Source organism: Angustibacter aerolatus (assembly GCF_054776675.1).
In genome coordinates this window covers 1-12842 of record NZ_BAAHBM010000087.1, presented here as the reverse complement: position 1 = coordinate 12842, position 12842 = coordinate 1, and the positions used below count along the sequence as shown (strand labels likewise).

The following is a 12842-nucleotide window of genomic DNA, read 5'->3' as shown; positions in this document are numbered from 1 at the left end:
CCGCGTCCGGGGCGCGGGCGCTGGCCCTGCTCGGCCCCGTGGTGCGCGACCCCGCCGACGTCACCTGGCTGCTGGCCTCGCCCGTCGACCGGCGCGGCATGCTCGTGCCGTCCGCCGCGCTGCTGCTGGGGGTGGTGACCGCAGCCGGCGCCGCGGTGGGTGCGCTGGCCGGCGTGCTGGCGCACGCCGTGCTGGCGTGGACCGTGGCCGGTGCGGCCGCCGGACTCGCCGTGACCGCCGGCGCGATCGTGCTGCAGAGCCGGCGAGCGGCGCACGTCGTGGGTCCGGTCGCCGACGTCCTGACGCTGGTCGCCGTCGGGCTGCTGGTGTCCGCGCTGCTGGGGGTCGACCTGCGCGACCACGGCGCGACCCGCGGCACCGGGACGGCGGCCGCCGCGGCCACGGTGCTGGCGGCGGTGGTGCTGCTGGCGCTGGTGCCCCGCCGCCTGAGCCGGCTGCGCCGCAGCGACCTCGTGGCGGGTGCCGGTCTCGCGCTCGAGCTGCGGGCCACCGTCACCGCCCTCGACGGCTCGTTCCTCGCCGAGACGCTGCGCACCCGCGCGCTGCTGCAGCTCGGCGCCCGCGGGCCAGCTCGCGCGATCCCGTTGCGCGGCAAGGGTCTCGGCGCGCTCATCGCCGCCGACGCGGTGCGGGTGCTGCGCGCCCCCCGACCGGTGCTGCTCGCCGTCGGCGCCGCCGCCCCGGTGTGGGTGGTCAGCCTGCTCTACGGCCGCGTGCTCGCCGTCGCCGCAACGGCGCTGCTCGGCTGGGCGGCCGCCGGCGCCGCGGCGTCCGGCCTGCGGGCGGTGAGCCGCTCGGCCGCGCTGGCCCGCTCGCTGCCGTTCCCGACGTCCGACCTGGTCTCGGCGCACGCGGTGCTGCCGCTCGCGTCCGCGTTCGTCGCGACCGCGGTGGCCACGGTGCTCTCGGGGCGCCCGGCCTGGTGGGCGGTGGCCGGCGCGCTGGTCGGCACGGCCGGGGCGATGCGCACGGCCCGCGGCCGCTCCCCCGTCAGCTGGCAGCTGCAGGCCGCGTCGCCGGTGGGCGCCCTGCCGGTCGGCGCGATCCTCTCCTACCTCGTGGGCGTCGACGTCGTGGCGCTGGTGTCGGTGCCGTGGCTCGCCGGCGCCGACCCCGCCCTCGCCGCCGGCGTCCCGCTGCTCGCGCTGGCGGTCCTGCGCTCGCTGCGGCCCCGCCGCGCCGACTGACCTCCCGCCGAGGTGCGAGTAGCGGTTCACCGGGCTCCGCCCAGGTGAACCGCTACTCGCATCTCGGCCTGGTCTGGCGGTGCGCGCTCCGCGTGTCGGTGGGCGGTGTGTCCGGTTCGGCAGGGGTCGGGAGTAAGGTCCGGGCCGCGGCGACGCAGGTGTCGCCCACGACCGCCGGAGGCCTCGCGTGAGCGAACCAGACAGCCGTCCACCCAGGATCCCGCCGGCCGCGATCGCCGTGGTCGCCGTCCTGCTCGCCGCGCCGGTCGTGGCCCTGATGTGGGTCTCGAGCTACGCGAAGAAGGGGCCCGAGCTGTGGGGCTTCCCGTTCTTCTTCTGGTACCAGTTCCTCTGGGTCTTCCTCGCGGCGATCTGCACGTCGGTCGCGTACCGCGTGGTGATGGTCCACGAGAAGCGCCGACGCGGCCACGAGGCCACGACGCGCCGGGGTGACCGGTGAGGGCGGCGGACGGCGTGGTGCTGGCCGCCGAGAAGACGACCGGGGTCAACGCGGTCGCGCTCACCATCGTGATCGTGCTCTTCCTCGCCGTCACCGTGCTCGGCTTCATGGCCGCGCGCTGGCGGCGGGCCGGGGCGATGGGCTCGCTCGACGAGTGGGGCCTCGGCGGGCGCGGCTTCGGCACGTTCGTCACGTGGTTCCTGCTCGGCGGCGACCTGTACACGGCGTACACGTTCGTGGCGGTGCCGGCCGCGATGTTCGCCACCGGCGCGGTGGCCGGCTTCTTCGCGGTGCCCTACACGATCATCGTCTACCCGATCATCTTCGTGTTCATGGCGCGGTTGTGGTCGGTGTCGCACACCCACGGCTACGTCACGCCCGCCGACTTCGTGCGCGGCCGGTACGGGTCGAAGGGCCTGTCGCTGGCCATCGCGCTCACCGGCATCCTCGCGACGATGCCGTACATCGCGCTGCAGCTGGTCGGCATCCAGGCGGTGCTCGAGGTGATGGGCATCGGCGGCAGCGGCAACGTGATCGCCCGCGACCTGCCGCTGCTCGTGGCGTTCGCGGTGCTCGCCGCCTACACGTACTCCAGCGGTCTGCGGGCGCCCGCGCTCATCGCGTTCGTCAAGGACGGCCTCATCTACCTGGTCATCCTGGTCGCGGTGATCTACCTGCCGCACAAGCTCGGCGGCTTCGGTGCGATCTTCGACGCGGCCGGCCAGAAGTTCGCGAAGACCAACCCGAACAACGGCCTGCCGACCGGCGCGCTGGTGCCCGGCATCAAGCAGACCTGGCCGTACGCGACGCTCGCGCTCGGGTCGGCCATGGCGCTGTTCATGTACCCGCACTCGATCACCGCGGTGCTGTCGTCCAAGAACCGCAACGTGATCCGGCGCAACGCCTCGATCCTGCCGGCGTACTCGTTCCTGCTCGGCCTGCTGGCGCTGCTCGGGTTCGTGGCGATCGCCGCCGGCACCAAGCCGCTCGGCCTCGACGGCAAGCCGAACGCGCAGCTGGTCATCCCGCAGCTGTTCGAGGACCAGTTCCCGTCGTGGTTCGCCGGCATCGCGTTCGCCGCCATCGCCATCGGCGCCCTGGTGCCGGCCGCGATCATGTCGATCGCCGCCGCGAACCTGTTCACCCGCAACGTCTACCGCGACTTCCTGAAGCCGTCGGCGACCGATGCGGACGAGGCCCGGGTGGGCAAGCTGGTGTCGCTGGTGGTGAAGCTCGGCGCGCTGGCGTTCGTGTTCTTCCTCGACAAGCAGAACGCGATCAACTTCCAGCTGCTCGGCGGCGTCTGGATCCTGCAGACCTTCCCCGCCATCGTGTTCGGCCTCTACACGCGCTGGTTCCACCGGTGGGCGCTGCTCGTCGGGTGGGCGGCCGGCATGGTCTACGGCACCGTCACGGCGTACGGCGTGGCCAACAAGGCGGTGAAGCCGCCGGTGCTGCACTTCGGTGGCTCGACCGCCGACCTGCCGCTGCTCGGCCACGCCGGGTACATCGGACTGACGGCGTTCGTGATCAACGTCGTCGTCGCGGTGGTGCTGACGCTGGTGCTGCGGGCCACGAGGACCCGCGACGGGGTCGACGAGACGAATCCCGCCGACTACCGGGCGGACGCCGGCGACCCCCGGGTGCGCGACCTGCCCGAGCTCACGACGCAGTAGACCCCGACGCCTGCGACGGACGGCGGTGCGGCCCCTCGGCGGGCGGCACCGTCGTCCCGTGCGTGCGGGGGTGCCGTCCCCACCAGGCCGCCCCGGCGCGGGTCGCCACCCAGCCGACCAGCACCACCATGTGCAGCACCCACAGCCACAGCAGCACGGCGCACACGCCGCCCACGGCGGTCTGCCCGCCGAACGGCGCGCCGAGGTCGAGCGGCAGCGTCAGGAACAGCACGAACCCCTGCAGGAACCCCGCCACGAACGCGCCGGTGGAGAAGCCGCCGACCAGCGACGCCCGCCACGACAGCACGTCCGGCGCCACGACGCGGAACGACCAGGCCAGCGGCAGCGACACCACGATCCAGTCGAGGTTCAGCGCGACGTAGACGCCGAGCGCCACGCCGCCCGGGCCCTTGCCGAACAGGTCGGCCAGCACCGGCGTGATGCCCAGGACGCCGGCCAGCAGACCGGGCGCGACGGCGAGGACGGGCAGCACCGCGAGCCGGCCGCGCCAGCCCACGAACCGGTCGTCGGCGTCGGCCAGCCGGGCGTACGCGCGCCGCAGCCCCTCGCCGTACAGGCTGGCCGGCAGCAGCGAGATCAGCACGGTCAGCCAGGTGAGCTCGGTGCCGCGCCGCACCAGCGCCGACGCCACCCGGTCGGCGCCCAGCTGCGAGGGCAGCGCCGCGGCCAGGTCGTCGCCCAGCTCGAGCACGTTGGTGCGGCCGATGACGGCGGTGAGCAGGCGGGTGGCGACGAACAGCACCGGCAGCACGGCCAGCGCGGCGTAGAAGGTGACGCCCGCGCCGTACAGCAGCAGGTCGTGGTGGCGCAGGGCGCGCACGCTCTCGCGCGGCAGCGCGTGCACCATCCGGCGCCACCGGGCCCGCGGCCGGGAGCGCCACCAGGGCCGCGGGTGCGTCACCGGGCCCACCTTGGCAGGATCACGGCGTGCCTGCGACACCTGTGACGATCCGCGACGCGACCGGCGCCGAGCTCGAGGCCGCCGGCGACGTCGTGGCCGGCGCCTACGACCACGAGTCGCTGGCCAGCGACCGCTACCTGGCGCGGCTGCTCGACGCCCGCGGCCGCGCCGCCAGCGCCGCGGTGCTGGTCGCGCTGGACGGCGCCGAAGTGGTCGGCACGGTCACCTACGCGCTGTCGGGCACGCCGTCCGCCGAGCTGTCGGCCCCCTGGCCGGACGCCGCCGAGCTGCGTGCGCTGGGCGTCGCGCCGGCCGCCCGGGGCCGTGGGGTGGCGGAGGCGCTGGTGCGGGCCTGCGTCGACCGGGCCCGGAGCGAGGGGCGCGGCCGCATCCTGCTCTCGACCCAGACGCAGATGCACGCGGCGCAGCGGCTGTACGGGCGGCTCGGGTTCGTGCGCCGTCCCGACCTCGACTGGGTGCCCGAGCCCGGCGTCGACCTGCTCGGCTACGAGCTGGTGCTCTGACCCCTCGGGCCGCTCAGGCGGTCTGGCGGAACGTGCGCCGGTAGCCCACGGGCGTGGTGCCGACGACGGCCGCGAAGTGGTGCCGCAGCATCGCCGCGGTGCCCAGGCCGCTGCGGCGGGCCACCTCGTCGACCGACAGGTCGGTGTCCTCCAGCAGCCGACGGGCCAGCAGCACCCGCTGGCCGGTGACCCAGCTGTGCGGCGTGGTGCCGGTCTCTGCGCGGAACCGCCGGGCGAAGGTGCGCTGCGACAGCACCGCCTCGCGGGCCAGCCGCTCGACGCCGAGGTCCTCGTGCAGCCGCTCGACGGCCCAGGCCAGCACCGGCTGCAGGGTGTCGGCGTCGCACCGCGGCACCGGCGTCTCGACGTACTGCCGCTGCCCGCCGTCGCGCTGCGGGGGCACCACCATGCGCCGGGCGATGGTCGCCGCGACGCCCGAGCCGAGCTCGCGCCGCACCAGGTGCAGCGCGGCGTCGATGCCCGCCGCGGTGCCGGCGCTGGTGAGCACCCGCCCGTCCTCGACGTACAGGACGTCGGGCTCGACGACGGCCTGCGGGTAGGCGGCCGCGAGCTCGTCGGTGAGCCGCCAGTGGGTCGTGCAGCGCCGCCCGTCGAGCAGGCCGGCGGCGCCGAGCACGAAGGCGCCGGAGCAGACGCTCATCACCCAGGCACCGCGGTCGAACGCGGCCCGCAGCGCCTCGAGCAGCTGGGGCGGGTGGTCGGCGTGGTTCGTCGACGCGGGCAGCGCGATCAGGTCGGCGTCGGCCAGCACGTCGAACCCGTGGTCGGCGACCACCGCGTAGCCGCTCGTGGTGCGCACGGGGCGCCCCGGGTGCTCGCCGCAGACCCGGTAGTCGAACGCCGGCACGCCCTGCTCGGTGCGGTCGATGCCGAAGACCTCGCACAGCACGCCGAGCTCGAAGGAGGCGGTGGGGTCGAGCAGCGGCACGGCGACCGTTCGCAGCATGCCGGCAGTCTCGCACGACGCTGGCAGGAAGTCGACGGACGTCGGCAGGTCTGCCACTCGTGGCCGGATGTCGCGTCAGCGCAGACTCTCTGCCATGACCGGACTCGTCGTGCTCGCCCTGCTCCTGCTCCTCGCGCTCGCCGCCACCCGCTGGGGCGCCGACACCCACCGCAGCGGCGAGTGGGACGCGCCCACCGACACCTGGCGCCGTCCCGACCGCCCGGGGCGCACCCACCGGCTCGGCCGGCACGCCTAACCCCTCGGGTCAGGCGACCAGGCCGAGGCGGCGCAGCTCGACGGTGAGGTCGTGCGGGTTGCTCGCCGCGCTCATCGCGTCGTCGAGGGTGACCACGCCGTCGCGGATGAGGTGCGTCAGGTGCTGGTCGAAGGTCTGCATGCCGTAGAACGTGCCCTCGACGATGAGGTCGGTGAGGGTGTTCGTCTTGTCGGGGTCGCTGATCGCCTCGGCGACGCGGCCGGTGTTCACGCAGACCTCCATCGTGAGGCAGCGGCCCTGACCGTCGGCCCGCGGCACGAGCCGCTGGCAGACGATGCCGCGCAGCGCGCCGGCGAGCGCCAGCCGCACCTGCTTCTGCTCGTGCGGCGGGAAGAAGTCGATGATGCGGGCGACGGTCTCCTGCGCGTTCGTGGTGTGCAGGGTCGACATCACGAAGTGGCCGGTCTCGGCGGCCGACAGCGCGGCCTTCACCGTCTCGGCGTCGCGCATCTCGCCGACCAGGATGACGTCGGGGTCCTGGCGCATCGCGGCGCGCAGGGCCACGCCGAAGTCGGCGGTGTCGAGGCGCACCTCGCGCTGGTTGATCATCGACATCGCGTCGGCGTGCAGCACCTCGATGGGGTCCTCGATGGTGACGATGTGGCACTCGCGGCTGCGGTTGATGTGGTCGACCATGCCGGCGAGCGTCGTCGTCTTGCCCGAGCCGGTGGGGCCGGTGACCAGCACCAGACCGCGCGGCTCGAGGGCCAGCTGGCTGACGGCGTCCGGCACGCCGAGGTCGTCGAGCGGGATGGCACCCACCGACACCCGGCGGAACACCAGGCCGACCGAGCCGCGCGAGCGGAACGCGTTCACGCGGAAGCGGCCCACGCCCGGCATCGAGTACGCGAAGTCGGCCTCGTTGCAGCGCTGGAACTCCTCGAACAGCTCCGGCCGCATGACCTCCTCGGCGATCGACTCGGTGTCGGCCGGGGTCAGCAGCTCGCCCTGCAGCTTGCGCAGGCGGCCGTCGATGCGCAGCCGCGCCGGCGAGCCGACCTTGATGTGCAGGTCGGACCCCCGCAGCTCCACGAGGGCGCGCAGGAGGGGTGCGACGGGGATCGGAGCGGCGGCTTCCACGGACGTTGGATCGGCCGCAGCGGTGGTGGCTTGAGGTCCGCGCCACCCCGCTGGGCCGTTCGGGTCAGTCGGCGCGCTGCAGCACCCGGGACAGCGCGCTGACCACGCGCGGGTCGTACTCGTAGGCCAGGCCGAGGTGGATGCGCTCGAGCGCCTCCAGCCGGCGCGCCTGCGAGTGGTCGTCGCCCACCAGGTCGTCGTAGGCGTTCGCGGCCTTGATGATGCGGCTGGCCAGCGGCACGTCGACGTCGTCGCTCTGCAGCCGCCGCCGGTACGGCTCGGTCTGCCGCTCGACGATCGTCGCGACGGTGTCGAGCACCCCCGCCTCGCGGACGACGGCCGCCCCGAGGTCGGCGATGCGGCGCTGCTCGCCCGGAGCCGCCATGACGGTGGCGCCGCCGGGGATCGGCTCGGCCAGCGACAGCTGCCCGATGTCGTGCAGCAGCGCGGCGTACTCGAGGTCCTGCAGCGCCCGCTCCCCCAGCCCCAGGTCGCGGCCCACGGCCAGGGACAGCTCGGCCACCCGGCGCGAGTGGCCGGTCTCGGTGTACCCGCCGAGCTCGGTGACCCGCGACAGCGAGCGGATGGTCTGCCCGTACGTCGCGCGCACCCGGGCGTACCGGCGGAAGGCGAACTGGGTGAGCAGCAGCGGGGCGATGAACAGCGGCAGCGCGAGCAGCCCCATCGGGCGGGCGGCCAGCGCGATGAGGACGCCGGTCGCGCCGATCGCGCTGCCCAGCCCGCCGAGCGCGCGCAGCTCGTCGCGGACGATCGCCCCCAGCCGCGAGCTCTCGCGGCCGAACCGCACGCAGGCGGCGAGCAGCGCGTCGACCACCAGCGCGACGCCGACCGCCACCAGCATCATCAGCGCCACCGGCCAGCGGTCGGGGCCGAAGCCCACGGCCACCCGCACCGCCGGGTCGTCGCCCAGCGGCACCTCGCGCCACAGCAGCACGAGCACCACCAGCGCCACGAACCGGTGCGCCGGGCCGTCGAGCACCACCGTGCGGGCGGTCAGCAGGTGCGGCAGCAACCCGGCCACGGTCGCCAGGCCCGCGGCGCCGACCACCACCGAGCTGCTGAGCGGCGCGAGCCCGGGCCCGCCGACCTCGCCGACCAGCGCGAACGCGAACGCCGCCGCGGTGCCGATGGGTGCGGCGTCGCGGTCGCCGGGCAGCCACACGCGCAGGCACTCGCCCACCGCGATCGACGCGGCGAAGGCGACCACGACCGGCGCCGAGTGCAGGCCGTGGGCGCTGACCGTCGCCGCCGCGGCCGCGACGCCGGCCACCGCGAGGAGCGTCGCCAGCGAGGCCACCACCGCGGCCGGCGTGAGCAGCGGCGCCCGGCGCAGACCGGTCACGTCGAGCCGCCCTGCGTCGGCACCGGGTGCGGGCCCGCGTCCGGGCGCCGGCCCGCGTCGTCCGCCTCGTCCGCCTCGTCCGCGTCGTCGACGTCGTCGACGTCCACGTCGTCGGCCGGGGTCGGCCGCGGCGCGTCGTGCTGGACGACGGAGGCGCGGCTGGCCGGGGCGGTCTCGAAGCGCGGGGCCGTGCCGTCGCCCTCGACCTCCGGCTCCCACGGGCTGCGCTCCAGCGCCTGCTCGAGGGCGAGCACGAAGCGCGGGTCGAACTGGGTGCCGGTGCAGGCCCGCAGCTCGGTGAGCGCGGCCTCCACCGAGCGCGCACCGCGGTACGAGCGGGTCGACGTCATGGCGTCGAAGGCGTCGGCCACCGCGATGATCCGGGCGAACTCGGGGATCTCCATCCCGTGCATGCCCATCGGGTAGCCGCGCCCGTCGAGCCGCTCGTGGTGGTGCAGGATCGCCTGCAGCGCCTCGCCGAGGAACTCGATCTCGCGCACCATCTCGAGCCCGCGCACCGGGTGCCGGGCGATCGTCTCGAACTCGGCGTCGGTCAGCGGGCCGGTCTTCTGCAGCACGGGCGTCGGCACCCCGATCTTGCCGATGTCGTGCAGCATGCCGGCGAAGTGCAGGGTCGACGTGCGCTGCTGCGACAGGCCCAGGGTGCGGCCGATCAGCACCGACGCGCGGGCCACCCGGTCGCTGTGCCCGCGCGTGTAGTGGTCCTTCGCCTCGACGGCCGTCACCAGGGCCGCGACGGTGCGTTCGTGGGCCGCGTGCTGGGCGGCGTACTGCGCGAACGCCCAGCGCGCCACGAACAGCGGCGCCAGCACCAGCGCGGCCGACAGCGGGCCGACACCGGCGTCGTCCCACAGCACCACCAGGAGCAGCGCGAGCACGCCGTACCCGACGTACGGCACCGACAGGCTGCGCACGATGCCGGCGAACACCTCGCCGAACGGCGTCCGGGTGTCGATGTGCACGATGCCGGCGACCGCCACGGCGCTGAACAGGAACATCGTGACGATGACCCCGAGCATCGGCAGGCCCAGGTCGCGCGGGATGGAGTCGTGGCCGTGGCTCGGCCCGGTCCACTCGCCGCCCAGCGCGGTGAAGGCCACCGAGGCCAGCGCCACCTGCAGCACCTGCTTGGCGGCGTTGAAGGTGCGCACCACCAGCGGCATGCCCGAGGCGAACGCGATGGCCGCCACCCCGACGAGGATCGCGCCGGTCGGGCCGGTCAGCACCAGCGCCGCCAGCTCGATGATGAACATCACCGACACGTCGACGCCGTTCATCAGCCGCTTCACCAGCGAGCGGGCGCCGGCCACGCCGACGGCGGTCAGCATGCCGACCGTCCACGGGTCGGGCGCCGGCGCGGTCGGGACGACGACCACGACGCAGGCGAGCGCGAGCAGCGTCGTCGTGGCGACGTACGCCACCACGCGCGGCGACTCGCGCACCGGCTGCTCCTTCGGTCGTGGGCGCCAGCGTGCGTGAGGGAGGTCGGCGGCGGTCGGGGCTCAGCGGCCCCAGTGGATGTCGACCTGCGCCGAGAGGAACTTCTCGACAGCGGACACGATGGTGCTCACCTGACATCAACTCCTCACCTGTGATGTCGCGGACCCGCTGGTGTCCGCGCATCGCTTCGCTTCGCTGTAGGTGATGAGGCGAACGAGCACGCGGGGGGTCTGCTCGTCTCGCCTGCGGTGCAGCCGTCGCCGGCCTCCGTCACGCACTCTGGAGTTGTCACGCGCCGCCCGGTGGGGCCGGAGCGGTCGGTCGTCGCGGGGTGACCGCAGCGGGAGAATAGTGACTCATCCGGACGTCGTCGCGCACCTCCCCGCGCGGTGGTTCGCGCCGCACCGTGCGCCGGACGGGTGAGCGCTTCGCTGCGCAACGGTTTCTGCGTCGTCCGTCCCACTGCCTGGACGGCGCCCGCCGCGCTACGGTCGCCAGGCACCCGCCGGGCGGGTTGCCGGCACCGAGCCGAGACCCTCGCCGGAGGACCCGATGACGACGCTGCGGCTGCTGCCCGACTTCGAGGCGGCCCTGCGCGGGCTGTCCGGCATCCAGGCGGTCAGCGTGGTGACCTCCGCCGACGGCGTGCCGACCGAGGTGCACGTGCTGGCCAGCCCCGGCAAGGCGGCCAAGCAGGTGGTGCGCGACGTGCAGTCGCTGGCGATGGCCGGCTTCGACCTCGTGGTCGACCACCGCATCGTCAGCGTGGTGCAGATCGGCGACGACCGCCCCGACGCGGTGGACGTCGCGACCGCCCCGGCAGCGGTCGGTGGTCCGGCAGCCCGGGGCGAGGGCTCGGCCGCCGGCCCCGACCACGCCAGGCGCGCGACCCTCACCTCGGTGGGGCTGCGCACCTCCGGCGCGGAGGCGACCGCGACCGTCACCATCTCGATCGGCGACGAGGAGTTCCTGGGCAGCGCCACCGGGTCGGCGAACGTCGCCTCGCGGCCGCGGCTGGCCGCGACCGCGACCCTCGACGCCGTCCGCGCCCTGCTCGGCCAGCCCTGCGACCTCGAGCACGCGCAGGTGCTGCCGGCCGGCAGCCACGAGATGGCCGTCGTGGTGCTGCACCTGGTGCTGCCGCGGGTCGGCGAGCAGGTGCTCACCGGCAGCGCCGTCGTCCGCAGCCACGCCGAGGACGCCGTCTGCCGGGCCGTGCTCGACGCCCTGAACCGGCAGCTGTCCGGCTGACCCGCCCGGCTGTGGGAGCATGGACGGCGAACCCGCACGACGAAGGGAGCCACCATGAGCAAGCGCGCACGCAAGCGTCGCAGCCGCAAGGGCAACGGCGCCAACCACGGCAAGAAGCCCAACGCCTGAGCACCTGCGCAGCACGACGCGAAGGGGCCCCGCACCAGCCGGTGCGGGGCCCCTTCGCGCGTTCGTCGGGCGGGCTACTGCTCGCGGACCTCGACCTGCACCCGCACCGCGGTGATGCGGGTCAGCACCTTGGCGCGCAGCTGGTCGGGAGCCGGCTCGCACGCGCACGAGCGCCGCACCAGCGCCTTGAGCGCCTCGTCCAGGTCGTACTGCTCGAGGCAGGGGCCGCAGTCGGCGAGGTGCTCGCGGATGCGGTCGCAGTCGGCCTCGCTCATCTCGTGGTCGAGGAACTCGTAGACCCGGTCGAGCGCCTCGGCGCACTCGGGCTTCAGCGGGGGCAGGTCGCCCTCGAGGCGCTCGGTCACGACGACGCACCACCCTCGCGGTCGGACGAGCCCACCCCGGCGGCGGCCAGGCCGCGGTCGCGGGCGTAGTCGGTGAGCAGCTCGCGCAGCTGGCGCCGGCCCCGGTGCAGCCGCGACATCACGGTGCCGATCGGGGTGCCCATGATCTCGGCGATCTCCTTGTAGGCGAACCCCTCGACGTCGGCGTAGTAGACCGCCATCCGGAAGTCCTCGGGGATGCGCTGCAGGGCGTCCTTGACGTCGCTGTCGGGCAGGTGGTCGAGCGCCTCGTGCTCGGCCGAGCGCAGGCCCGTCGAGCTGTGCGACTCGGCGCGGGCGAGCTGGTAGTCCTCGATGTTCTCCGCGTCGGACTGCAGCGGCTCGCGCTGCTTCTTGCGGTACGTGTTGATGTACGTGTTGGTGAGGATGCGGTACAGCCAGGCCTTGAGGTTCGTGCCCGGGCGGTACTGGTGGAAGGCCGCGAAGGCCTTCGCGAACGTCTCCTGCACCAGGTCCTCGGCGTCCGAGGGGTTGCGGGTCATCCGCAGCGCGGCCGAGTACAGCTGGTCGAGGTACTGGAGGGCGTCGACCTCGAACCGGGCGGCGCGAGCCTGCGCGCTCTCCGCCTCGGGGGCCCTGGTGGTCTCGTCGGTCATCGAGGTCAAGTCTAGTCGCGCGACGGCGGCACCGCCGCCTGCGCGGTCCAGCAGGCCGTCGTCGACTCGCGAGGACGCGAGCATCAGCACGTGGGGTTCCTCCTCGGACGCCGTCGACGAGGGGCGGGGGGCCCGGTGACGTCCTCTGGCAGAACGCCGGCCCCGCGTCGGGCATTCCGGACGACCGGCGGCGGGCGCCGTCGCCGTCCGCCCAGGTCAGGACGGCGCGAGGCCGGCGAGCAGCGCGCTCAGGGCGGCCCGCAGCACCTCCTGCGCGCCCGCGCTGCGGGCACCTCCGTGGTCGCCGCGCACCTCGTGCAGGTCGGCGGCCGGCACCGCGGCCCGCACGTCGGCCGCGCTGCCGAACGGGTCGCGATCGCCCTGCACCACGCAGGCCGGGCCGGTGGCCAGCGCACCGGCCAGCTCGTCGGCGCGGCTGCGGTCGGGTCGGCCCGGCGGGTGCAGCGGGAACGACAGGCAGAGCACCGCCGAGGCCCCGGTCGCGGCGGCGGTGCGGCAGGCCA

General features: G+C 74.7%; 15 protein-coding genes. 7 read left to right on the top strand and 8 right to left on the bottom strand.

The window, feature by feature from the left end:
• The 3 genes from ACYVI6_RS15685 to mctP all read left to right on the top strand — a co-directional run.
• Positions 1-1208: DUF6297 family protein (locus ACYVI6_RS15685; RefSeq protein ID WP_460447261.1), on the top strand; the 1208-nt coding region annotated here is incomplete at its 5' end.
• A gap of 187 nt (positions 1209-1395) precedes the next feature.
• Entirely contained in the window at positions 1396-1668 is a 273-nt protein-coding gene (locus ACYVI6_RS15680) for a DUF3311 domain-containing protein (protein ID WP_460447260.1), read from the top strand.
• Positions 1665-3344 carry a monocarboxylate uptake permease MctP gene (mctP, locus tag ACYVI6_RS15675; RefSeq protein WP_460447259.1) on the top strand — a complete coding sequence of 560 codons (1680 nt, stop codon included), beginning with the start codon at positions 1665-1667 and terminating at the stop codon, positions 3342-3344. Before ACYVI6_RS15680 ends, mctP begins: the two co-directional genes overlap by 4 nt.
• On the opposite strand, the gene ACYVI6_RS15670 is transcribed toward mctP, so the two are convergent.
• On the bottom strand, positions 3331-4266 hold the full coding sequence (locus ACYVI6_RS15670) for a YihY/virulence factor BrkB family protein (RefSeq protein WP_460447258.1): 936 nt from the start codon (positions 4264-4266) through the stop codon (positions 3331-3333). The two genes, mctP and ACYVI6_RS15670, sit on opposite strands and share 14 nt — an antisense overlap.
• A 26-nt stretch (positions 4267-4292) precedes the next feature.
• On the opposite strand from ACYVI6_RS15670, the gene ACYVI6_RS15665 reads away from it, so the two are divergent.
• A complete protein-coding gene (locus ACYVI6_RS15665; protein ID WP_460447257.1) occupies positions 4293-4790 on the top strand; it encodes a GNAT family N-acetyltransferase in 498 nt (165 codons plus the stop codon).
• Between the two features lie 13 nt (positions 4791-4803).
• Here ACYVI6_RS15665 and ACYVI6_RS15660 read toward each other — a convergent pair whose 3' ends face one another.
• The gene (locus ACYVI6_RS15660; RefSeq protein ID WP_460447256.1) at positions 4804-5757 is read right to left on the bottom strand and encodes a GlxA family transcriptional regulator; all 954 of its coding nucleotides are present in this window, start codon (positions 5755-5757) and stop codon (positions 4804-4806) included.
• A 94-nt stretch (positions 5758-5851) separates the two neighbouring features.
• On the opposite strand from ACYVI6_RS15660, the gene ACYVI6_RS15655 reads away from it, so the two are divergent.
• Positions 5852-6013 carry a hypothetical protein gene (locus ACYVI6_RS15655; RefSeq protein ID WP_460447255.1) on the top strand — a complete coding sequence of 54 codons (162 nt, stop codon included), beginning with the start codon at positions 5852-5854 and terminating at the stop codon, positions 6011-6013.
• Between the two features lie 9 nt (positions 6014-6022).
• On the opposite strand, the gene ACYVI6_RS15650 is transcribed toward ACYVI6_RS15655, so the two are convergent.
• The 3 genes from ACYVI6_RS15650 to ACYVI6_RS15640 all read right to left on the bottom strand — a co-directional run bounded on the left by ACYVI6_RS15650 (position 6023) and on the right by ACYVI6_RS15640 (position 9940).
• Positions 6023-7114, bottom strand: coding sequence for a type IV pilus twitching motility protein PilT (locus ACYVI6_RS15650; RefSeq protein WP_460447254.1), 1092 nt, complete (start codon positions 7112-7114; stop codon positions 6023-6025).
• A 64-nt stretch (positions 7115-7178) separates the two neighbouring features.
• Positions 7179-8477 carry an HD-GYP domain-containing protein gene (locus tag ACYVI6_RS15645; protein WP_460447253.1) on the bottom strand — a complete coding sequence of 433 codons (1299 nt, stop codon included), beginning with the start codon at positions 8475-8477 and terminating at the stop codon, positions 7179-7181.
• A complete protein-coding gene (locus tag ACYVI6_RS15640) occupies positions 8474-9940 on the bottom strand; it encodes an HD-GYP domain-containing protein (RefSeq protein WP_460447252.1) in 1467 nt (488 codons plus the stop codon). The genes ACYVI6_RS15645 and ACYVI6_RS15640 overlap by 4 nt, the downstream gene beginning before the upstream one ends.
• A 550-nt stretch (positions 9941-10490) precedes the next feature.
• Here ACYVI6_RS15640 and ACYVI6_RS15635 point away from each other — a divergent pair.
• Both ACYVI6_RS15635 and ACYVI6_RS15630 read left to right on the top strand, forming a co-directional pair.
• Entirely contained in the window at positions 10491-11189 is a 699-nt protein-coding gene (locus tag ACYVI6_RS15635) for a hypothetical protein (protein WP_284290184.1), read from the top strand.
• A 54-nt stretch (positions 11190-11243) separates the two neighbouring features.
• On the top strand, positions 11244-11318 hold the full coding sequence (locus ACYVI6_RS15630) for a 50S ribosomal protein bL37 (RefSeq protein WP_460447263.1): 75 nt from the start codon (positions 11244-11246) through the stop codon (positions 11316-11318).
• A gap of 74 nt (positions 11319-11392) precedes the next feature.
• On the opposite strand, the gene rsrA is transcribed toward ACYVI6_RS15630, so the two are convergent.
• From rsrA to ACYVI6_RS15615, 3 genes are all read right to left on the bottom strand, one after another.
• Positions 11393-11683, bottom strand: a complete 291-nt coding sequence (rsrA, locus tag ACYVI6_RS15625; RefSeq protein ID WP_460447251.1) for a mycothiol system anti-sigma-R factor — start codon at positions 11681-11683, stop codon at positions 11393-11395.
• On the bottom strand, positions 11680-12402 hold the full coding sequence (locus tag ACYVI6_RS15620; protein ID WP_460447262.1) for a sigma-70 family RNA polymerase sigma factor: 723 nt from the start codon (positions 12400-12402) through the stop codon (positions 11680-11682). The genes rsrA and ACYVI6_RS15620 overlap by 4 nt, the downstream gene beginning before the upstream one ends.
• 132 nt (positions 12403-12534) lie before the next feature.
• Positions 12535-12842: alpha/beta family hydrolase (locus ACYVI6_RS15615; protein WP_460447250.1), on the bottom strand; the 308-nt coding region annotated here is incomplete at its 5' end.

Coding starts and splice junctions, on each gene's coding strand:
- ACYVI6_RS15635 (WP_284290184.1), top strand. CDS start 10,491: ATGACGACGCTGCGGCTGCTGCCCGACTTCGAGGCGGCCCTGCGCGGG.
- ACYVI6_RS15655 (WP_460447255.1), top strand. CDS start 5,852: ATGACCGGACTCGTCGTGCTCGCCCTGCTCCTGCTCCTCGCGCTCGCC.
- ACYVI6_RS15620 (WP_460447262.1), bottom strand. CDS start 12,402: ATGCTCGCGTCCTCGCGAGTCGACGACGGCCTGCTGGACCGCGCAGGC.
- ACYVI6_RS15660 (WP_460447256.1), bottom strand. CDS start 5,757: ATGCTGCGAACGGTCGCCGTGCCGCTGCTCGACCCCACCGCCTCCTTC.